We start from the raw sequence: 19,966 nt of genomic DNA on the forward strand, positions 1-19,966 counted from the left end.
AAATCAGCGCTTCCCTAATCGCTGGTGATTTTTTAAACTGTTGAGTCCGCTCGCCCACCCGGGCAGCGCGCATATTGCATTCGCTCCGAGGAATACCATGGCCCGCGTAACCGTTGAAGACTGCCTGAACCACGTGGAAAACCGTTTTGAACTGGTCATGCTGTCCACCAAGCGTGCCCGTCAACTGGCCACCGGCGGCAAAGAGCCACTGGTACAGTGGGAAAACGACAAGCCTACCGTTGTAGCGCTGCGTGAAATCGCTGAAGGCCTGATGAGCTACGAGTTCATCGCCAACGCTGAAATCGTCGAAGACGAACCGCTGTTCGCAGCGTTCGAGGACGAGTCCAACGAGGCCGTCTAAAACTATGCCTGGTCGACGTAGCACGGCGCGGGGTCACAGCGAACGGCAGGAGTCATCATGCCGAGCATAGACGCCCTCGCCGATCGCTTATCGGCCTACCTCGGCAAGGACCAGGTCAATCTGGTCCGCCGAGCGTACTTCTACGCCGAACAAGCCCACGACGGCCAGCGCCGCCGCAGCGGCGAGGCGTACGTCACGCACCCACTCGCGGTTGCGAACATTCTTGCCGACATGCACATGGACCATCAGAGCCTGATGGCTGCGATGCTGCATGACGTAATCGAAGACACCGGTATTGCCAAGGAAGCGCTGCAAGCGCAGTTCGGCGAAACCGTGGCCGAACTGGTCGACGGGGTCAGCAAACTGACCCAGATGAACTTCGAGACCAAAGCCGAAGCCCAGGCGGAAAACTTCCAGAAAATGGCCATGGCCATGGCGCGCGACATTCGCGTGATCCTGGTCAAACTGGCCGACCGCCTGCACAACATGCGCACGCTGGAAGTGCTGTCTGGCGAAAAGCGCCGGCGCATCGCCAAGGAAACCCTCGAAATCTATGCCCCCATTGCCAACCGGCTGGGCATGCACGCCATCCGCATAGAATTCGAAGACCTCGGCTTCAAGGCGATGCACCCGATGCGTTCCGCGCGAATCTACCAGGCGGTCAAACGCGCCCGGGGCAATCGCAAGGAAATCGTCAACAAGATCGAAGAGTCACTCAGCCACTGCCTGGCCATCGACGAAATCCAGGGTGAAGTCAGCGGTCGCCAGAAACACCTCTACGGCATCTACAAGAAAATGCGCGGCAAACGTCGGGCCTTCAACGAGATCATGGACGTGTACGCGTTCCGGATCATCGTCGACAAGGTCGACACCTGCTACCGCGTGCTGGGCGCTGTACATAATTTGTACAAACCGTTGCCGGGTCGCTTCAAGGATTACATCGCGATCCCCAAGGCCAACGGCTATCAGTCGCTGCACACCACGCTGTTCGGCATGCACGGTGTTCCGATCGAGATCCAGATCCGCACCCGTGAAATGGAAGAGATGGCCAACAACGGCATCGCCGCCCACTGGCTGTACAAATCCAGCGGCGACGAGCAGCCCAAGGGCACTCACGCCCGCGCCCGTCAGTGGGTCAAAGGCGTGCTGGAAATGCAGCAACGCGCCGGCAACTCGCTGGAATTCATTGAAAGCGTGAAGATCGACCTGTTCCCGGACGAGGTCTATGTGTTCACGCCTAAAGGCCGGATCATGGAGCTGCCCAAAGGCTCCACGGCGGTCGACTTCGCTTACGCGGTACACACTGACGTGGGCAACAGCTGCATTGCCTGCCGGATCAATCGTCGTCTCGCACCGCTGTCCGAGCCACTGCAAAGCGGCTCCACAGTCGAGATCGTCAGCGCCCCCGGCGCACGGCCGAACCCGGCGTGGCTCAACTTCGTGGTCACCGGCAAGGCGCGTACGCACATTCGCCACGCGCTAAAACTGCAACGCCGTTCCGAGTCCATCAGCCTCGGCGAACGCCTGCTGAACAAGGTCCTCAACGGGTTCGACAGCTCCCTGGAGAAGGTTGCGGCCGAGCGCGTCAAAGCGATGCTCGCCGAGTATCGCCTCGAACTGATCGAAGACCTGCTCGAGGACATCGGCCTGGGCAATCGCATGGCTTATGTGGTCGCCCGCCGCCTGCTCGGCGAAGGCGAACAGCTGCCAAGCGCGGAAGGTCCGCTGGCCATTCGCGGCACCGAAGGCCTGGTGCTCAGCTACGCCAAGTGCTGCACGCCGATCCCGGGCGATCCGATTGTCGGCCACTTGTCGGCGGGCAAAGGCATGGTCGTGCACCTGGACAACTGCCGCAACATCAGTGAAATCCGCCACAACCCGGAAAAATGCATCCAGCTCTCGTGGGCCAAGGATGTCACCGGCGAATTCAACGTCGAACTGCGCGTCGAGCTGGAACACCAGCGCGGCCTGATCGCGCTGCTGGCCAGCAGCGTCAATGCCGCCGACGGCAATATCGAGAAAATCAGCATGGACGAACGCGATGGTCGCATCAGCGTGGTCCAACTGGTGGTCAGCGTGCACGACCGTGTGCACCTGGCCCGCGTGATCAAAAAACTGCGCGCTCTGACCGGGGTGATTCGCATCACCCGCATGCGTGCGTAGCCCACCCATTACAAGGAGTCATACATGACCAAGACTGTTATCACCAGCGACAAGGCCCCGGCTGCCATCGGTACTTACTCCCAGGCGATCAAGGCTGGCAACACCGTTTACATGTCGGGCCAAATCCCTCTGGACCCAAAAACCATGGAACTGGTCGAAGGCTTCGAAGCCCAGACCGTCCAGGTGTTCGAGAACCTCAAGGCCGTGGCTGAAGCCGCCGGTGGTTCGTTCAAGGACATCGTCAAACTGAACATCTTCCTCACCGACCTGAGCCACTTCGCCAAGGTCAACGAAATCATGGGCAAGTACTTTGACCAGCCATACCCTGCCCGCGCCGCCATCGGCGTAGCGGCCCTGCCGAAGGGTTCGCAGGTTGAAATGGATGCCATTCTGGTCATCGAGTAATGCGTCCGGCGCAACTCTCAAAGGTTGCGCCGCTGCCGTATGTATAAAAAGCGTCTTGAAAGGACCTCACCATGCGCACTGCGCTAGCTCTCTCGCTGGTCGCCCTACTCTTGGGCGGATGTGCCAGCAAACCTGCCGACCGTGATATCAGCGGCACCTGGATCAACCAGGCGGCGATTGATGCTGCCTCCAAAGGCGGCCCACTGCGTGAGGCGCTCCAGGCTTACGGCCCGAACCTGGAATGGAACGTCAACACCAAGGCCGCTCAGGCCCGCTACACCAACGGTTTTGAAAACGTCGAAGGCAAGCTGCTGGGCGAAGAGTCCGGCGCCTGGAAAATCGACTTTTATGGCAGTTCCGCCAGCGAGCTGAAGCGTAATGGCAAGCAACTGAGCCAGGTCGCCAATGATAACGAGCCTGCACAAGTCTTCGACCGCGCCCTGATTCAAGTGCCGGATGGCGCACCGATTGGCGCCAGTTTCGAACGCGCGCTGTATTCCGCCTACATGGGTGGCAGCTGGAAAGTCGTCAGCGGTCCCGGTGAAGGCAACACCGTGCAGTTCCAGGCCGACGGCCAGGTTGCAGGTCTGCCAGGTGCGGATCGCTACGCGCTGTGTCTGGCCGGCGATTGCGCATCAATGAGCGGTGGCAACGACAACATGTGGTTGCAACTCAATGGCCAGGGCAACACCTGGATCTTTGCGCGCAAGGGCAACGAGCTGGAGATTCTCCAGGCCGTGAACACCGCGCAGGCGGACGAGATGCCTTCGTTCACCCCGGGTGATCGCAAGTGGTTGCTCGAGAAGCAGTAAGCAACGCATAACCCAATGTGGGAGCGAGCCTGCTCGCGAAGAGGCCGTAACATTCAACATCATCGTTGACTGTTACACCGCTTTCGTCGGAGCGCCGCCCGGAGCCGGCTCGCTCCCACAGTTGTTTGTGGTGTTTGTGAGTCAGCAGCGGCCTTCGAGGATGGCGGCATACCCTTCGCGATAGCTCGGATACTTCGGCACCCAGCCCAATGCTTTCGCTCGCGCATTGCTGCAGCGCTTGCTGCCGGTGCGCCGCACGCTTGCGTCATCGGCCCATTCCGTCACGCCCAAATAGTCGCGTAACCAGCCCACCACTTCGGCAAGCGGCGCTGGCGCATCGTCGACACCGATATAGACATCATCCAGCGCCACGCCGCGCCCATCCGCCTCCAGCAGGCACGCCATCAACCCTGCGGCATCGTCGGCATGAATGCGATTGGCATACAGCGGCGGATCGACCTCGACGCGATAACCCCGACGAACCTGAGTCAACAACCACTCGCGATCCGGACCGTAGATACCGGTCAGACGTACGATGCTGGCCGGGATGCCACAGTTCAGGGCAACCTGCTCGGCTTCAAGCATCAAACGTCCTGAGTAACCCGCGGCCATCGCTGGCGAAGTCTCGTCGACCCACTCGCCATCCTGCTGGCCGTAAACACTGCTACTGGAAACAAACAGCAGTCGATTGGGCTCCTGCCCGTAATCGCTCAGCCAGCCCAGTACATGCTGCAAGCCCTGCACATAAGCTGCGCGATAACCGGCTTCATCACGCTCGGTGGCGGCGGCGCAATACACCAGGTAATCCACCGCGCCGACTGGCCAGGTCGCCGGACAGTCTTCATTGAACAAGTCGCCGGCAACGCCAATCACACCCTTGGGCAAGCGTGAAATATCACGCCGCAGACCATAAACCTCCCATCCAGCAGCCAACAACCGGGTTGCCAGACGACTACCGATATCACCGCAACCGGCGATCAAAACAGAGGGTGCGGACATCAGAAAACTCCCATCGGAAAGACAAAGACTAGCGCCTGCAAAGGGCGAACGGCTAGCAATGGAGGAAAAAATGGAATCTCTCGCTTTTGCTAACAAGAATTATTTGCAATAATGCCCGCCACTTTTGTTCTCGGCCTTACGAGGCCTGGAAGAACATTAACCGTCTTTTTCTCTCAGGTCCGGCCAGCATGACACCCAATCAATTCCCCGCTTCGCCAACCAAACGACCTCGCGCCTGGAGCGCAGTGGCCGCCCTGCTGATCAGCCTGATGCTGGCGCCTATCGCCGCTTTCGCCGACGCACAAGCGCCAGCACCCGCCAATCACACCGCACCCGCCGCTGCTCCGGTCGCGACCGAGCCGGCCCAGGCTGTCGCCGCCAACGCCGAAGACGTTCCTGAAGTCCTCGAAGCCGACAACACCTTGGGCATGGCCCATGACCTGTCGCCGTGGGGCATGTATCAGAACGCCGACATCATCGTGAAAATCGTGATGATCGGCCTGGCCATTGCCTCAATCATCACCTGGACAATCTGGATCGCCAAGGGCTTGGAGTTGATGGGCGCCAAGCGTCGCTTGCGCAGCGAAATCGCCCACCTGAAAAAAGCCACCACCCTTAAAGAAGCCAGCGCTTCGGCCGCCAAGGCTGGCACCCTCGCCCACCTGCTGGTGCACGATGCGCTGGAAGAAATGCGCCTGTCGACCAATAGCCGCGAAAAAGAAGGCATCAAGGAACGCGTCAGCTTCCGCCTTGAGCGCCTGGTTGCAGCCTGCGGTCGCAACATGAGCAGCGGCACCGGCGTGCTCGCCACTATCGGCTCCACCGCGCCGTTCGTAGGTCTGTTCGGCACCGTGTGGGGCATCATGAACAGCTTCATCGGCATCGCCAAAACCCAGACCACCAACCTTGCCGTCGTGGCACCCGGCATCGCCGAAGCCCTGCTGGCCACTGCGCTGGGCCTGGTTGCCGCGATTCCAGCCGTGGTGATCTACAACGTCTTCGCCCGCTCCATCGCCGGTTACAAGGCGCAGGTGTCCGACGCTTCGGCGCAAGTCCTGTTGCTGGTCAGCCGTGACCTCGATCACACGCCGCCCGAGCGAGTCTCACAACCGCACATGGTGAAAGTGGGGTAATCGGCCATGGGCCTGCATTTGAAAGAAGGCGCAGACGACGATCTGGTCGAAAACCACGAAATCAACGTCACACCGTTCATCGATGTGATGCTGGTGCTGTTGATCATCTTCATGGTGGCGGCCCCGCTGGCCACCGTGGACATCAAGGTCGACCTGCCCGCCTCCAGTGCCAAACCGGCGCCACGGCCAGAGAAGCCGGTGTTCCTCAGCGTCAAAGCTGACCAGCGCCTGTTCCTCGGTGAAGACGAAGTGAAGGCCGAAGCACTCGGCGCCACACTCGACGCCACAACCCAGGGCAAGAAAGACACGACGATCTTCTTCCAGGCCGATAAAGGCGTGGACTACGGCGACCTGATGAGCGTGATGGACAACCTGCGCGCGGCGGGTTACCTGAAGGTAGGTCTGGTCGGACTCGAGACGGCAGTCAAGAAATGATCACCACGCGCCAAAAGCTGACGCGTTATAGCGCGAGCCTGGCCGTGGTGCTGGGCGCCCATGCGCTGGCCATTGCGCTGGCGCTGAACTGGACAACGCGCCCATCCATCGAGCTGCCACCGCAGGCGATGATGGTCGAGTTGGCGCCCGTTCCGGCCCCGCCACCACCGGCCCCGCCAAAGGTGATAACGCCGCCACAGCCACCCGCCCCGGTGGAAGAACTGCCCATTGCGAAACTGGCTGAAGTACCAAAGGCCGAGATTGCCGTGCCGAAACCAGTCAAGCCCAAGCCGAAGCCTCAACCGCCCAAGCCGGTGGAGAAAAAACCGGAACCACCGAAGGAAAAGCCCTCCGAGGAAAAACCGAGCGACACGCAACCGACTCAGGCACCCACGGAAAAATCCGCTCAACCGGCACCGGGGCCGTCGCCAGCGAAGCAGGCCGCCCAAGCCAGCTGGCAAGGCGCCCTGCTCGCTCACCTGGCCAAGTACAAAAAGTACCCGGCCAGCGCGCAGGCCCGGGGCAAGGAAGGCCTGAACCGTCTGCGCTTCGTGGTGGATGGCGAAGGTAACGTGTTGTCGTTCGAACTGGTGGGCCTCTCTGGCAATGCCGATCTGGACCGGGCCACCCTGGAAATGATCCGCCGCGCCCAACCGTTGCCCAAGCCACCAGCCAACATGCTGAGCAATGGCGCCATCGAAATCGTTGCACCTTTTGTTTATTCGCTGGAACGTCGGCGCTAAGTCAATGCAGATTCCCTGTGGGAGCGAGCCTGCTCGCGAATGCGGTGCGTCAGTCAACTTAGATATTGAATGTGATGGCCTCTTCGCGAGCAGGCTCGCTCCCACAGGGGATTGAGGCCACAGAAATATCTGCGATAAGGCACCGAAAGGTGCCTTTTGCGTAGCTGCCAGCGGCAAACACGCATTGCCCGGTGTCACTCAACACACTCAGTCTGATAACGTGCGTCTATCGATTGCAGCCGGTATGCTTGGCCCGCAACTTCATGGACGCTTGCTATGACTCTTACAGAATTACGCTACATCGTTACTCTCGCCCAAGAGCAACATTTCGGCCACGCGGCCGAGCGTTGCCACGTCAGCCAGCCGACTCTGTCGGTGGGCGTGAAAAAGCTTGAAGACGAACTCGGTGTGCTGATTTTCGAGCGCAGCAAAAGCGCCGTGCGCCTGACTCCGGTCGGTGAAGGCATCGTGGCCCAGGCGCAGAAGGTCCTGGAGCAAGCCCAAGGCATCCGCGAACTGGCCCAGGCCGGCAAGAACCAGCTGACCGCCCCGCTGAAAGTCGGCGCGATCTACACCGTCGGCCCGTACCTGTTCCCGCACCTGATTCCACAACTGCACCGGGTTGCCCCGCAGATGCCGTTGTACATAGAAGAAAACTTCACCCATGTCCTGCGCGACAAACTGCGCAACGGCGAACTGGATGCGATCATCATCGCCCTGCCATTCAACGAAGCCGATGTACTGACCCTGCCGCTCTATGACGAGCCGTTCTATGTCCTGATGCCGGCCCAGCACCCTTGGACGCAAAAACAATCCATCGACGCTGCTCTGCTCAACGACAAGAGCCTGCTGCTGCTCGGCGAAGGCCATTGCTTCCGCGATCAAGTGCTGGAAGCCTGCCCGACGCTGGCCAAAGGCAACGACGGCGCCAAGCACACCACGGTGGAGTCCAGCTCCCTGGAAACCATACGCCACATGGTCGCGTCTGGCCTGGGCATTTCGATCCTGCCCCTGTCGGCGGTGGACAGCCATCACTACGCCCCGGGTGTCCTCGAAGTGCGCCCACTGACGCCGCCAGTGCCGTTCCGCACCGTGGCGATCGCCTGGCGCGCGAGCTTCCCGCGGCCGAAAGCGATTGAGATTCTTGCGGACTCCATTCGCCTGTGCTCGGTGGCCAAGCCACCGGTGCCCGTGGTTGCGGCTTAAGTCGCTGACATGACCGAGTTGTCGCAAGTGTCGGTGACGGCGCTCAAGGGCGTCGGCGAGGCCATGGCCGAGAAATTGGCCAAAGTCGGCCTGGAGAATCTCCAGGACGTGCTGTTTCACCTGCCGTTGCGTTATCAAGACCGTACTCGTGTGGTCCCGATCGGCCATTTGCGACCTGGGCAAGACGCCGTGATCGAAGGCACCGTCAGCGGCGCCGACGTGGTCATGGGCCGTCGCCGCAGCCTCGTGGTTCGCCTTCAAGACGGCACCGGCGGGCTGAGCCTGCGCTTCTACCATTTCAGCAACGCACAAAAAGAAGGCCTCAAACGCGGCACGCGGATTCGCTGCTACGGCGAAGCGCGGCCTGGTGCGTCGGGGCTGGAAATCTACCATCCGGAATACCGCGCCATCACCGGTGACGAGCCCCCGCCGGTGGATGAAACCCTGACCCCGGTGTATCCGCTCACCGAAGGCCTGACCCAGCAGCGCTTGCGCCAACTGTGCATGCAAACCCTGACGCTGCTCGGTCCCAAAAGTTTGCCCGACTGGTTGCCGACCGAACTGGCGCGGGACTATCAACTGGCGCCGCTGGCCGATGCCATCCGCTACCTGCATCACCCGCCTGCCGATGCCGATGTCGACGAGCTTGCCCTCGGTCATCACTGGGCGCAGCACCGTTTGGCCTTCGAAGAACTGCTGACCCATCAACTGTCCCAGCAGCGCCTGCGCGAAAGCATGCGTTCCCTGCGCGCGCCGGCAATGCCCAAGGCCACCCAACTACCGGCCAAATACCTGGCCAATCTGGGCTTTACGCCGACTGGCGCCCAGCAACGAGTCGGCAACGAGATTGCCTACGACCTGAGTCAACATGAGCCGATGTTGCGCCTGATTCAGGGCGATGTCGGCGCGGGTAAAACCGTGGTCGCTGCCCTCGCCGCGCTCCAGGCCTTGGAAGCGGGTTATCAAGTCGCGCTAATGGCGCCCACCGAGATTCTCGCCGAACAGCACTTCATCACCTTCAAGCGCTGGCTCGAACCGCTGGGCATTGAAGTCGCGTGGCTGGCCGGCAAGCTCAAGGGCAAGAACCGCGTTGCGGCACTGGAGCAGATCGCCAGTGGCACACCGATGGTGGTCGGCACTCACGCACTGTTCCAGGACGAAGTGCAGTTCAAGAACCTCGCGCTGGTGATCATCGACGAACAACACCGCTTCGGCGTGCAACAACGCCTGGCACTGCGGCAAAAAGGCGTCGGCGGGCGGATGTGTCCGCATCAACTGATCATGACGGCCACGCCAATCCCACGAACGCTGGCGATGAGCGCCTACGCCGACCTCGACACCTCGATCCTCGACGAATTGCCGCCCGGCCGAACCCCGGTGAACACGGTACTGATCACCGATACCCGACGCGTCGAAGTCATCGAACGCGTGCGCGGTGCCTGTGCAGAAGGGCGCCAGGCCTATTGGGTGTGCACACTGATCGAAGAGTCGGAAGAGCTGACCTGCCAAGCGGCCGAAACCACCTATGAAGACCTCACCGCCGCCCTCGGCGAGCTAAAGGTTGGCTTGATCCACGGCCGCATGAAGCCGGTCGAGAAAGCCGCCGTGATGGCCGAATTCAAGGCTGGCAACTTGCAGCTGCTGGTTGCCACCACGGTGATCGAAGTCGGCGTCGACGTGCCGAACGCCAGCCTGATGATTATCGAAAACCCCGAGCGCCTCGGCCTCGCGCAGCTGCACCAGTTGCGCGGCCGGGTCGGTCGAGGCAGCGCCGCCAGCCATTGCGTGCTGCTTTACCATCCGCCGCTGTCACAGATCGGGCGTCAGCGGCTGGGCATCATGCGCGAAACCAACGACGGCTTTGTCATCGCCGAAAAAGACCTCGAGCTGCGCGGCCCCGGCGAAATGCTCGGCACGCGCCAGACCGGTCTGCTTCAATTCAAGGTCGCCGACCTGATGCGCGACGCCGACCTGTTGCCCGCCGTGCGCGACGCCGCTCAGGCGCTGCTGGAGCGCTGGCCGGATCACGTCAACCCGTTGCTCGACCGTTGGTTGCGCCATGGGCAGCAATACGGCCAAGTGTGAGCACCGTCTCAGTTTCTGGGCCCCGGTTTTAAACAAGCTGGTTATACTCCTGCAATTGTTTTGGAACGGATACAGACCATGACCGAAGTTGCCCTCGCACCCGTCCCTCCGCACGCTCCGTCGGTCATTCGGCTGTTGCTGGGCAAGTTGGGCATCGCCTATGAAGAAGTCCTCGACCACCACGGCCTGAATGCCTCGCGCAAGGTCCAGGCCGTTCTGGTCGATGACGCCGTTGGCACACTGATGGTGCTGTTCCCGCAGAGCCAGTTGCTGGACCTCAACCGCCTCGCCGAACTCACCGGCCGGCGCCTCACCGCCGTGTCCACCGAGCGCCTGGTGAAAATGCTCGGCAAACACAACCTGAGCCTGCTGCCCGGCCTGCCGGCGCTGACCAGTTCGCCATGCCTGTATGAAGAAAGCCTGCTGCGCGAGCCGAAGTTGCTGATCAACTCGGGCGAGCCAGGCGTGCTGCTGGAAATCACCAGCACAGCCTTTAAAACCATGCTGACCAAGGCCAGCGCCGCCAACTTCGGCGAAGCCCTGACCACCATTCGCCCGAACCTCGACCGCCCCGACGATGACCGCGAGGAAATCACCCAGGCCGTTCAAGCGTTCACCGCGCGACGCATCCAGCAACGCCTGGAAGCGACCATCGAAATTCCGCCGCTGGCCGAGACCGCACAAAAAATCATCAAGCTGCGCGTCGACCCTAACGCCACCATTGACGACATTACCGGTGTCGTCGAAACCGACCCGGCCCTGGCGGCACAAGTCGTGAGCTGGGCCGCGTCGCCGTACTACGCCTCGCCGGGCAAGATCCGCTCAGTGGAAGACGCCATCGTCCGGGTGCTCGGTTTCGACCTGGTGATCAACCTCGCGCTGGGCCTGGCCCTGGGCAAAACCCTGAGCCTGCCCAAAGACCACCCGCAACACAGCACACCGTACTGGCACCAATCGATCTACACTGCCGCTGTCATCGAAGGCCTGACCCGCGCCATGCCGCGCGCCCAGCGCCCGGAAGCCGGCCTGACCTACCTCGCCGGCCTGCTGCACAACTTCGGCTACTTGCTGCTGGCCCACGTGTTCCCGCCGCACTTTTCGCTGATCTGCCGCCATCTGGAGGTCAATCCGCACCTGTGCCACAGCTACATCGAGCAACACCTGCTGGGTATCAGCCGCGAACAGATTGGCGCCTGGCTAATGCGCTACTGGGACATGCCGGACGAACTGGCCACCGCGCTGCGCTTCCAGCACGACCCAAGCTACGAAGGCGCCTACGCCGAGTACCCGAACCTTGTTTGCCTGTCCGTGCGCCTGCTGCGCAGCCGTGGCATCGGCTCTGGCCCGGATGAAGACATCCCGGATGCCTTGCTGGAGCGCCTGGGTTTAACCCGCGAAAAAGCCCACGACGTTGTCAGCAAAGTCCTCGAAGCCGAAGTGCTGCTGCGCGAACTCGCCTCGCAATTTACCCCGGCTTAAAGCATTCGTCGGATCGCCGCCCGGAGCCGGCTCGCTTCCACACAGATCACCTAAACCCTGTGGGAGCGAGCCTGCTCGCGAAGAACCCAACCCGGTCTACCTGACAGACCTCAAGCCTTCGCCTTCTTCGGCTTCAAATACTGGGTCAACCCCTGAAACCAGATCACTAGCGCCGGGTTGCCCTTGATCTGTATCGACCTGTCCTGAATCCCCGTCATAAACGCCAACTGCTTGCTCTTCGCCTGCATCGTGGCAAAGCCATAGGCGGCACCTTTAAAGGCAATCGCAAACGCCGGCTCGGCTTTAAGGCGGCAAGCTCGGGCTGAAAAACACACTGAACTATATATACGAAACAATACACGGATCCGACATTACGCCAACAAATCAGGCAGAGCGGCGGTGTTAACCTTTGTTCGACTTCGGGGTTACCCCGCAGTAGGCCTTTCTGAATGGTCGAATAATTCAAAAATAAAAATGCTTACCTGCGTTCCTCGTTGCAACTCGTGCAGGTTCTCTAAGTGTCCAGGAGGTAACAATGTCTATTGGTGCAATCTCAGCTTCGATTCCAACCACCACCGCGCCCACTCAGGCCGCGACTACGTCGAGCCAGACAGCCAAGCAATCGCCGACTTCCAGAACAACCGCCAGCAATACCACGGCAGCCCACAAGCACCATCACCACGCGGCGCAAAGCAGCACTGCCAGCAACACAACCGCATCCTCAGCCGCGCCTTCACCTACGGTGAACGGCAGCGGACAAACCATCGGCACGACCATCAACGTCACGGCATAAGTGCTGTTGAAGTCACTCAGATACGCAAACCCCGCTTTGGCGGGGTTTGTCTTTAACTCTGTTGCTCTGAAAGCAGCGCTCGGGTGGCGAGCCAGGTGGCACCAGGCAGTGTACGAAAAGTAATGTCGTAAACAGCAGACTTCAGGGCTTGGGCTTGCGCGGCTTCAAATACTTGGTCAACCCCTGGAACCAGATCACCAGCGCCGGGTTGCCCTTGATCTGAATCGACTTGTCCTGAATCCCCGTCATAAACGCCAACTGCTTGTTCTTCGCCTGCATCGTGGCAAAGCCATAGGCAGAATCTTTAAAGGCAATCGCAAACGCCGGCTCGGCATACACGCCCGACTTGCTGGTGATGCGCTGATCCTTCACCAAGAAATGTCGCGCCACTTTCCCGTCCAGGGTCTGTAGTTGAAACACCAATTCCTTATCGCCCAACTGCTGCTGAAACGCAGGGTTGGTCCGACTGGCCTTGCCCATCAACAAACCCAGCATCCACAAAAGAAAACGAAACTTCATGCGCACAGCCTCAAGAGAAAAATGAACGGCTGGCGCAGTGTAGCGGCTTCAAGCAAGAACGCCACTATCGGGTTACGTTAGAAGAAGATATGACTCTTTTTGACGGTGATGACTACCAAGTCATTGACTAAAATATCAGGCCAAGCCCTCCTCGGAAGCCACGCTGTACTGATCCTAATCTGTGTAATTGCACAGACTCGCCTAACTGTTTGGATCGAACAAGACCAGCACGCTTTGTGGCCGTGACAGGCAAAAAAACGACCCATGGCTGACGGTGGCGACAGGCAAAAATCGGCCAGGAGCGGACGCACGATTCCAACAATAAATTCCCCCCTTTGCTCGTGAAACTTGTGTTGAGGCCCACAGTCTTAGCCCAGCCTTGGAATCCATTTGCGAGCCAATACAGCGAAACGCTCTGCGGTCATTCCTCAGCCCACTATCGCCATTACCGTCGTCATCCCATCAGAGCTGCCCGCCTCATGCGCCAGACCGTTCGCTCCTCCTACGTTTTCTCGCTCTGCCTTATTCCTTTGCTCCCCCTGTTCGCCAGTCCCGCCCATGCCGGCGGGGAAAGGCAACTGGTGGAGGACATCAACGACTACCGCGCCCAACCGCAGCGCTGCGCGGGGCGCACGGTCCAAGCCCTGACGCCGCTGGCTCTGAAGTCGAACCTGGCCTTGCCAATCGGCTATGGAGGCGTTACGCCGGAGACGTTGAAGGATTCCGGCTATCAGGCGGTGTCTGTGCGGACTATCCGTCTGGACGGCGCTGAAGATGCCGAGGAGGCCTTTGACATGCTCCAGAGCCGCTACTGTGGGGCCCTGCTCGATACCCAGTTCGCCGATATTGGCGTGTATCGCGACGAGAGTGAATGGCAGGTGGTGCTGGCGCGGCCCTTGCTCGATGGGCATCTGGACGACCCGCGAGCGGCGGGCAAGACGTTGCTGGCACAAGTCAACGCGGCACGGGCGAAACCGCGCCTGTGTGGTCGTCAGCGCTTCGCCGCTGCACCGCCGCTGACCTGGAATGCCGCCCTGGGGACAGCGGCGCAGGGGCACAGCCGGGCGATGGCCAACGACAATTACTTCGCGCACCAGGACCCCAACGGTGATATGCCGTGGGACCGAGCGAAGGCCGCTGGCTACGGTGGCCGGCAGATCGGAGAGAACATCGCCGCCGGGCAGCGTTCGCCGGGCAAGGCTATGGAAGGCTGGCTGGCCAGCCCCGGGCATTGCGCCAATCTGATGAACCCGATGTTTACCCAGGTTGGTGCGGCCTATGCCGCGAACTCGCGTAGCGACAACGGCGTCTATTGGACGATGCTGTTCGGCGCGAAATGAGGAAATGGGGGACACCCGTTAGCCGGTCCTGCGTCAAGATCCAAAGCCTACCCACGAAGACCTGTAGCAGCTGGCGAAGCCTGCGTCTGACTGTAGGAGCGAGCTTGCTCGCGATGGACGTTAACGATAACGCGTTCTTCCCGAATCAACGCGTTGCTCTCAAGTCCATCGCGAGCAAGCTCGCTCCTACAGTCAGACGCAGGCTTCGCCAGCTGCTACAAGGTATTCGTTGCCCGTTACGTCCGAAGTCGCAGACGTTGCAGCCAAGACGAAGTGGCGCCCATCGTGTCACGCAGTTGTGCGGCAGTGATGGTGCGCTTGGCCGTATCGAATGCCAGCGCCGTTCGCAGGGCTGGCCAGCAGTGTGTCGGTAAGTTCTTTGGTGCCTGGAGCTCGAGGCGGCCATCGCGCGCCTCGGTCGAAGGCAAGCGGCGGAAGGGATGTTTGCCGGCCGCCAATTCGTAGAGCACGCACGCCAAGCCGTAGACGTCGGCACTGGCCGACAGCGGCTGGCCTTCGAGCAGTTCGGGCGCAGCGTAGCCGGGGGTCCAAGCGTTGAAGCGGTCGCGTCTCAGATACGGTAAGCCAGGCAGAATGCCCTCCTGCGCCTGACCCAGACCGAAATCGAACAGGCGCACGCCGTCTTCGCCGAGCATTACATTGCTCGGCTTCATGTCGCCGTGCAGCACGCCGCGAGCGTGGGCATAGGCTAGCGCGTCGAGCAGCGGCAGCGCGATGTCGCGTAGTTCTTTCCATGGCAGGCCCAAGGGCCGCTCGGAGAGCAGTTTGTCCAAGGTCAGCCCACGCATGAGTTCCATGGTGATGAAGGCGCGCTGGCCATCGATGTCCATTTCAAAGCTGTACAAACGCAGCACGTTGTCGTGGCGCAGTCGTCGGGTCAGGGCGAACTCGCTGTAGAGCAAGGCACTGGCGTCCGGCGATTCGGAAAGTTCTTCGCTGACGATTTTCAGCGCAATGTAAGGATCAGGATCGCCGAACTGCTCGCTCAGCAGATCCCGTGCCCGGTAAACCGCGCCCATGCCGCCGGCACCGAGCAGGCGCTCGATGCGGTAACGACCTGCCAGCACGTCGGGCATTTCACTGACGCTGGCCCTTGTCGGCGCCAGCGCTGGCCCTGCTTTGTGCGACTTGGCGAACGCGAAGTAAGTCAGGTTGTTGGCCTGCTCTTCACTCACCATCAGGTCGTCGAGCGGCGGCATGGGCTGGGTCATTGGCGGATCACTATGGCAGTCAGGTTATCCCGCGCCGTGCCACGCAGCGCGCTGTCGAACAGACGCTCCAGGGCAATGTGCGGCGCGCTCAGGCTCAGGGCTTTGCCCAAAGCATCGGTGCCTAGCCCGTTGTACAAACCATCGCTGCACAACAGAAACGCATCGTCGGGGTAAACCTCAAGCTCAATTACCTCCAGCGTCAGCTGGTCAGCCGCCCCAACCGCTCGGGTCAGGGCGTGGGCGGTTGGATGTGCATGAGCGTCGTCGACACTCATGTGGTGCTCGTCGATCAGTTGCTGTTGCAACGAATGGTCTTTGGACAGCTGATACAAACGCTGGCCGCGCCACAGGTAACAACGGCTGTCGCCGGCCCAGATGCAGGCCGCGCGATTGCCTTCCACCAGCAGCGCCACGACGGTGCTGCCCATGATGCTGTCGTGATGCCCGGCCGTGATGGTCAACTCCTGACCCAAACGACGGTTGAGCCAGTGCAGACACTGGCGCACGCTTTTGAGTCGATCGTCAAAGTCATCTGACACCGGTAATTCCGCCAGGCTGGCGACGATCAACTGGCTGGCAATGTCGCCACCCTGATGACCGCCCATACCGTCCGCGACCACCCACAGCCCCTGCTGTGGACAGTCGAGAAAAGCATCTTCGTTACGCGCCCGAACCTTGCCGGCATCGGTACGCGCAGCGCTGCGCCAGGGACTGGCAACCCGCATCAGAGCTGCGCCGGCATACGGAAGGTGCGCAGCACCCCCATGTCGAACGGGTTCGGCGTGCGCTGGCTACTCAGCAAGTAGTTGGCGCGCAGGCCGCCTACGTCGGCCTTCAGCACCATCACATCGCGACCGCTCAGGTACTCGATCTGCATCAGGTCGAACAGACGGAACAGCGACCAAGGACCGGTGTTCTTCTCGATGCCGATCGGACGGCCGGCCATTTTGTCGAGGACCAGGCTAGTACGACCGTCTTCGGCGTCGGCCGGCCATTTGAACGACACCGGCACGATCGGGCCGTGGCGGTATTCGATGGTCTTGTTGCCGAACTTGAACTCGGAACGGCTAACTGCGGGGTCAAGGCTGTACGGTTCCAGTTTGAATTGCACTTGCGGCTCGGCCGGGTTAATCGAGAAGAAGCTCTGGCGGATCACATGTGCCGCGGCCATCTGGTCTAGGTAGACCTTGGAGATCGGCAGGCGGTGACCGTCAATGCTGCGCATACGGTAGTTTCCTGGATCGCCACTGACGAACGGACACATGTACGTATCAAAGAAGCGATCGGCAATGCCCTGAGCCTTGAAAAACTCACGGAAGTCGCTGATCGCCACGTCACTGGTGCTGTGGGCGCTGAACGGGTAGCGCTTGTTGATCGCTTTGCCATAAAAGCTGTACAGCTCGCCCTGATAGCGCTGGTTCAGATATTGGTGGGTATCGTTGAGCACCAGACGCCAGGAGTCTTCCGCCAGCACGTTGAACCATACGCTGACCGGACGCGGTAGTCGGTTGGATGCGTTACGCAGGTTGCTCAGCGCATCACGCTGGCCACTCATGCGGGTTTTGGCCATTTCGAACGCCGCTTGTTCTGGCGCGCTGGCACGTGCCAGGCTCGCCAGCTGCAGTTGCAGGTCGTTGAGCGCATTCAGCGCGGGCGTCAGGTCCGCGGCGGGGCCGTTGTTGTCATCCAACAAACGGTGGAGTGGTTCGAAGCGGCGTTGCAGAGCTTTCTTCGCGGTGTCGGGCAGCTGTTTTGACCTATTGGCCACCCTATCCGATGCTTTGTCCGCCGCGGCAGCGGCCAGTTTACCGAGCTTGCCACCCTTCTCGCCCAGTTTAGCGGCAGCGTCTGCGGCGTCATCGACACCCTCCGCTATCCCCCTGAAGCGCGTGTTCTCGCGCACTTCCAGCAGCAGTTGCAACACGGGCGAGTTGGCGGAAGTGAGGCCCGCCAGTTGCTCGGCACCTTCACCGGCATCGTTGATCGGTGGCAGCGCCACTTTGCCGACTGCGTCGCTCCAGAAGTTGGCGTAATCGCGGAAGTACAGTTGTTCCAGTTCGACCATCAGGCGACGCAAGTCCATGCCGCTCATGCCAGAACCTTCGCCCAGTACCCAGTTGTCTCGCAAAATGTCGGTGATCAGCGCTGTACCCTGAACCGAGAAATACTGCTGATAACCCTGTTGCGTGTAGAAGCCCGGGATCATCGAATCGGCGCCGACAAACAACGTCCCCTGCGGACCCAAATGTTGGCTCAAACGGTATTCCGGCAGGTGACGGGCCTGCTCGCGCAGCATCCGGTAAACCACGTTGGCCAGCGATTCGCTGCGCAACACCTGACGCGCTTGCGCTACCAGTTGATCGTTCAGCGGGTAGATAAACGGCTGTTTCAGCAAACGCTCAAAGTGGGTATTCAAACCGTTCTGTACCGCGGTGTTGCCGGCGTAACGCAGGGACCAGTCCGTGGCGACCCAATCTGTGAGCCATGCCGCATCGCGGCGATCTTTCATGTTCAGCATCAGGTACGCACGAAGGCTGTTGAGCAGGCGTTCGCGGTCCTTCATGTTGGCGCGGATCTGCCCTTCCAGCAGCATCGCGACCCGCGGCAACAGTTGCGCTTCAAGCTCACGCTCATAGGCATCCTTGACCACCGGATTGACCTCTTCGCCCTGATACAGACCGCCACGCTCGCGGTAGCTCACGTCACCTTTTTTCGCGAAGACCTGAGTCGCTGCGTAGCGGGTGTCGAGGGTCATGAGCACCGCCATGGAATCATCACGCGCGGCCAGGGCCGATCGCTGTTGGGTCCAGGTGGTGGTCAGGTTGCGCAGATTTTCCAGATGTTCGGAGTTGGCGGAGAAACCGCCCGCCCACAGCAGGCCGAATAAACCCAACGCGGCCAATGCACCGACGTACAACCCACGCTGGCCCCAATGGATGCGGCTGAGTTCGCGCTTGTCCAGACCGGCCAGATCGGCTTCGGGAAAAATCACCCGGCTGAGCACGTGGTGAATGAACCGTGAACGACCACTGCGCAGAGTCGGCAGCACGCCGGAGTTGATGCCCAGATTGGCACCGATGCCGGCGGTGGCCTGGTCCATTTCCTGGGTCAGGTGCGGAGCACTGGTCAGGTAGAAACCGCGCAACTGGCTAGCACGCTGATAACGGTTGCCGGTGAAAGCCATGTCGACGAATAGGCACAGGCGCGCGCCGATCTGCCCCAGTTGGTGGGGGAAGTCGAGGATGCGGCCACGGCGCGGGGTGTTGCGCTCCTGGTGCATGCGCATGATCACTTGGCTGTTCAGGCGACGCAGCAGCGCTTCGAACTCGGCGCGCAGCACGCTCACGTCGGCATCGCTCTGCTCTTTGCGGAAACTGGTGCCCAGCACCTGATCGCTTTCTTCGCGGGTCAGTTGATCGAAGAACTCTTCAAAACCCAGCAACTGGTCAGCCTTGCTCAGCACCAAATAAACCGGCACATCCACGTGCAGTTTTTGATGCACGTCTTGCAGACGCGCACGCACTTGACGGCCCAGGGAGTCCAGATCCTGTTTGGAGTCGCCCAGCAGCATTTCAACGGGGATGGTCACCAGCACGCCGTTCAACGGACGGTTGCGGCGACGCTTGCGCAGCAGGTCGAGCAAAGTGCTCCAGGCGCTGCCATCGACTTCAGCATCCGGCTGGGTCAGGTAACGTCCGGCGGTGTCGATCAGCACACCGTGGTCGGCGAAGTACCAGTCGCAATGGCGGGTGCCGAGGGTGTCGCGGGTCAACTTGCGTTCGATCTTGTTGATCGGAAACTCAAGGCCCGAGAAGTCCAGCAGGCTGGTCTTGCCGCTGCCCTGCGGGCCGATCAGCAAGTACCACGGCAAATCACTGCGCCAGCGTTCGCTGCGACCGCGATACAGGCTCGAGGTCTTCAGGGTTTTCAACGCGTCCTTGAAGCGCACGCGAAGCTCTTTTTGCTCTTCGTCAATATGGTCTTCACGGCGGATACGATCCTTGCCGTCTTCGGTGCCTTCGATCGCTTTCTTGCGCACTCCGGCGCGCCAGCTGACGAAGACCATGGTCAGGCCCCAGATCAGGAACAGCACACTGATGGTCAGCAGGCGGGAAGTCGAAGCTTCCCAAAACTTGTAGTCATCGACCGCCAGCAGCGGCCCGACGAACCACACGAGCAGTGCGACAAACAGCACCAGCAGCAAGCTCCAGACCCAGGTCTTGCGCAAAAATGCGCCGACTTTCTTGAAAAACTTTTTCAT

Annotated in this window: 17 protein-coding genes and 1 pseudogene; 12 read left to right on the forward strand and 6 right to left on the reverse strand. The window is 60.7% G+C overall.

What is annotated here, in order from left to right:
- Positions 1–97: 97 nt before the first annotated feature.
- The 4 genes from rpoZ to AC1MDT_RS21410 all read left to right on the forward strand — a co-directional run bounded on the left by rpoZ (position 98) and on the right by AC1MDT_RS21410 (position 3,741).
- A complete protein-coding gene (rpoZ, locus tag AC1MDT_RS21395; RefSeq protein WP_007894670.1) occupies positions 98–361 on the forward strand; it encodes a DNA-directed RNA polymerase subunit omega in 264 nt (87 codons plus the stop codon).
- Between the two features lie 57 nt (positions 362–418).
- Positions 419–2,524 (forward strand): bifunctional GTP diphosphokinase/guanosine-3',5'-bis pyrophosphate 3'-pyrophosphohydrolase, encoded by a 2,106-nt coding sequence (gene spoT, locus AC1MDT_RS21400; protein WP_480418831.1) that lies wholly within the window; start codon positions 419–421, stop codon positions 2,522–2,524.
- Positions 2,525–2,548: 24 nt separating this feature from the next.
- Positions 2,549–2,929: a RidA family protein gene (locus AC1MDT_RS21405; RefSeq protein ID WP_003229509.1), complete on the forward strand. Its 381-nt coding sequence runs from the start codon at positions 2,549–2,551 to the stop codon at positions 2,927–2,929.
- Between the two features lie 71 nt (positions 2,930–3,000).
- Positions 3,001–3,741: a hypothetical protein gene (locus tag AC1MDT_RS21410; RefSeq protein WP_480418832.1), complete on the forward strand. Its 741-nt coding sequence runs from the start codon at positions 3,001–3,003 to the stop codon at positions 3,739–3,741.
- 141 nt (positions 3,742–3,882) lie between these two features.
- Here the strand turns inward: AC1MDT_RS21410 and AC1MDT_RS21415 are convergent, their stop codons facing one another.
- Positions 3,883–4,740: an SDR family oxidoreductase gene (locus AC1MDT_RS21415; protein WP_480418833.1), complete on the reverse strand. Its 858-nt coding sequence runs from the start codon at positions 4,738–4,740 to the stop codon at positions 3,883–3,885.
- Between the two features lie 188 nt (positions 4,741–4,928).
- On the opposite strand from AC1MDT_RS21415, the gene exbB reads away from it, so the two are divergent.
- The 6 genes from exbB to AC1MDT_RS21445 all read left to right on the forward strand — a co-directional run bounded on the left by exbB (position 4,929) and on the right by AC1MDT_RS21445 (position 11,821).
- The gene (gene exbB / locus AC1MDT_RS21420; protein WP_480418834.1) at positions 4,929–5,873 is read left to right on the forward strand and encodes a tonB-system energizer ExbB; all 945 of its coding nucleotides are present in this window, start codon (positions 4,929–4,931) and stop codon (positions 5,871–5,873) included.
- Positions 5,874–5,879: 6 nt separating this feature from the next.
- Entirely contained in the window at positions 5,880–6,308 is a 429-nt protein-coding gene (exbD, locus tag AC1MDT_RS21425; protein ID WP_480418835.1) for a TonB system transport protein ExbD, read from the forward strand.
- Positions 6,305–7,051: an energy transducer TonB family protein gene (locus AC1MDT_RS21430; protein ID WP_480418836.1), complete on the forward strand. Its 747-nt coding sequence runs from the start codon at positions 6,305–6,307 to the stop codon at positions 7,049–7,051. The genes exbD and AC1MDT_RS21430 overlap by 4 nt, the downstream gene beginning before the upstream one ends.
- 276 nt (positions 7,052–7,327) lie before the next feature.
- On the forward strand, positions 7,328–8,257 hold the full coding sequence (locus AC1MDT_RS21435) for a hydrogen peroxide-inducible genes activator (RefSeq protein ID WP_201115674.1): 930 nt from the start codon (positions 7,328–7,330) through the stop codon (positions 8,255–8,257).
- Between the two features lie 9 nt (positions 8,258–8,266).
- The gene (gene recG, locus AC1MDT_RS21440; RefSeq protein WP_480418837.1) at positions 8,267–10,342 is read left to right on the forward strand and encodes an ATP-dependent DNA helicase RecG; all 2,076 of its coding nucleotides are present in this window, start codon (positions 8,267–8,269) and stop codon (positions 10,340–10,342) included.
- A 78-nt stretch (positions 10,343–10,420) separates the two neighbouring features.
- Complete coding sequence (locus AC1MDT_RS21445; RefSeq protein ID WP_480418838.1) at positions 10,421–11,821, forward strand: aminoacyl-tRNA deacylase and HDOD domain-containing protein; 1,401 nt, start codon at positions 10,421–10,423, stop codon at positions 11,819–11,821.
- Positions 11,822–11,931: 110 nt separating this feature from the next.
- On the opposite strand, the pseudogene AC1MDT_RS21450 reads toward AC1MDT_RS21445, so the two are convergent.
- A pseudogene (locus tag AC1MDT_RS21450) lies at positions 11,932–12,123 on the reverse strand (helicase); the annotation flags it as partial.
- Positions 12,124–12,356: 233 nt separating this feature from the next.
- On the opposite strand from AC1MDT_RS21450, the gene AC1MDT_RS21455 reads away from it, so the two are divergent.
- Positions 12,357–12,614: a hypothetical protein gene (locus tag AC1MDT_RS21455; protein WP_480418839.1), complete on the forward strand. Its 258-nt coding sequence runs from the start codon at positions 12,357–12,359 to the stop codon at positions 12,612–12,614.
- A gap of 141 nt (positions 12,615–12,755) precedes the next feature.
- On the opposite strand, the gene AC1MDT_RS21460 is transcribed toward AC1MDT_RS21455, so the two are convergent.
- The gene (locus tag AC1MDT_RS21460) at positions 12,756–13,133 is read right to left on the reverse strand and encodes a helicase (protein ID WP_480418840.1); all 378 of its coding nucleotides are present in this window, start codon (positions 13,131–13,133) and stop codon (positions 12,756–12,758) included.
- Between the two features lie 479 nt (positions 13,134–13,612).
- Here AC1MDT_RS21460 and AC1MDT_RS21465 point away from each other — a divergent pair, with 479 nt between their 5' ends.
- Complete coding sequence (locus tag AC1MDT_RS21465; protein ID WP_480422840.1) at positions 13,613–14,473, forward strand: CAP domain-containing protein; 861 nt, start codon at positions 13,613–13,615, stop codon at positions 14,471–14,473.
- A gap of 236 nt (positions 14,474–14,709) precedes the next feature.
- Here AC1MDT_RS21465 and AC1MDT_RS21470 read toward each other — a convergent pair whose 3' ends face one another.
- Genes AC1MDT_RS21470 through tssM form a run of 3 tightly spaced genes read right to left on the reverse strand, consistent with a single transcriptional unit; the run spans position 14,710 to position 19,966 of the window.
- Positions 14,710–15,705, reverse strand: a complete 996-nt coding sequence (locus tag AC1MDT_RS21470; RefSeq protein ID WP_480418841.1) for a serine/threonine-protein kinase — start codon at positions 15,703–15,705, stop codon at positions 14,710–14,712.
- Positions 15,702–16,430 carry a PP2C family protein-serine/threonine phosphatase gene (locus AC1MDT_RS21475; RefSeq protein ID WP_480418842.1) on the reverse strand — a complete coding sequence of 243 codons (729 nt, stop codon included), beginning with the start codon at positions 16,428–16,430 and terminating at the stop codon, positions 15,702–15,704. Before AC1MDT_RS21475 ends, AC1MDT_RS21470 begins: the two co-directional genes overlap by 4 nt.
- On the reverse strand, positions 16,430–19,966 hold the full coding sequence (gene tssM, locus AC1MDT_RS21480) for a type VI secretion system membrane subunit TssM (protein ID WP_480418843.1): 3,537 nt from the start codon (positions 19,964–19,966) through the stop codon (positions 16,430–16,432). Before tssM ends, AC1MDT_RS21475 begins: the two co-directional genes overlap by 1 nt.

The sequence above is a fragment of the Pseudomonas sp. ASL7 genome, assembly GCF_056680375.1.

What these genes read in the sequence shown, in the direction of transcription:
- AC1MDT_RS21405 (WP_003229509.1), top strand. Translation starts at nt 2,549, where the DNA reads ATGACCAAGACTGTTATCACCAGCGACAAGGCCCCGGCTGCCATCGGT.
- exbB (WP_480418834.1), top strand. Translation starts at nt 4,929, where the DNA reads ATGACACCCAATCAATTCCCCGCTTCGCCAACCAAACGACCTCGCGCC.
- spoT (WP_480418831.1), top strand. Translation starts at nt 419, where the DNA reads ATGCCGAGCATAGACGCCCTCGCCGATCGCTTATCGGCCTACCTCGGC.
- AC1MDT_RS21415 (WP_480418833.1), bottom strand. Translation starts at nt 4,740, where the DNA reads ATGTCCGCACCCTCTGTTTTGATCGCCGGTTGCGGTGATATCGGTAGT.
- AC1MDT_RS21445 (WP_480418838.1), top strand. Translation starts at nt 10,421, where the DNA reads ATGACCGAAGTTGCCCTCGCACCCGTCCCTCCGCACGCTCCGTCGGTC.
- tssM (WP_480418843.1), bottom strand. Translation starts at nt 19,966, where the DNA reads ATGAAAAAGTTTTTCAAGAAAGTCGGCGCATTTTTGCGCAAGACCTGG.
- AC1MDT_RS21470 (WP_480418841.1), bottom strand. Translation starts at nt 15,705, where the DNA reads ATGACCCAGCCCATGCCGCCGCTCGACGACCTGATGGTGAGTGAAGAG.
- recG (WP_480418837.1), top strand. Translation starts at nt 8,267, where the DNA reads ATGACCGAGTTGTCGCAAGTGTCGGTGACGGCGCTCAAGGGCGTCGGC.
- exbD (WP_480418835.1), top strand. Translation starts at nt 5,880, where the DNA reads ATGGGCCTGCATTTGAAAGAAGGCGCAGACGACGATCTGGTCGAAAAC.
- AC1MDT_RS21410 (WP_480418832.1), top strand. Translation starts at nt 3,001, where the DNA reads ATGCGCACTGCGCTAGCTCTCTCGCTGGTCGCCCTACTCTTGGGCGGA.
- AC1MDT_RS21435 (WP_201115674.1), top strand. Translation starts at nt 7,328, where the DNA reads ATGACTCTTACAGAATTACGCTACATCGTTACTCTCGCCCAAGAGCAA.
- AC1MDT_RS21460 (WP_480418840.1), bottom strand. Translation starts at nt 13,133, where the DNA reads ATGAAGTTTCGTTTTCTTTTGTGGATGCTGGGTTTGTTGATGGGCAAG.
- AC1MDT_RS21430 (WP_480418836.1), top strand. Translation starts at nt 6,305, where the DNA reads ATGATCACCACGCGCCAAAAGCTGACGCGTTATAGCGCGAGCCTGGCC.
- AC1MDT_RS21475 (WP_480418842.1), bottom strand. Translation starts at nt 16,430, where the DNA reads ATGCGGGTTGCCAGTCCCTGGCGCAGCGCTGCGCGTACCGATGCCGGC.
- AC1MDT_RS21455 (WP_480418839.1), top strand. Translation starts at nt 12,357, where the DNA reads ATGTCTATTGGTGCAATCTCAGCTTCGATTCCAACCACCACCGCGCCC.
- rpoZ (WP_007894670.1), top strand. Translation starts at nt 98, where the DNA reads ATGGCCCGCGTAACCGTTGAAGACTGCCTGAACCACGTGGAAAACCGT.
- AC1MDT_RS21465 (WP_480422840.1), top strand. Translation starts at nt 13,613, where the DNA reads ATGCGCCAGACCGTTCGCTCCTCCTACGTTTTCTCGCTCTGCCTTATT.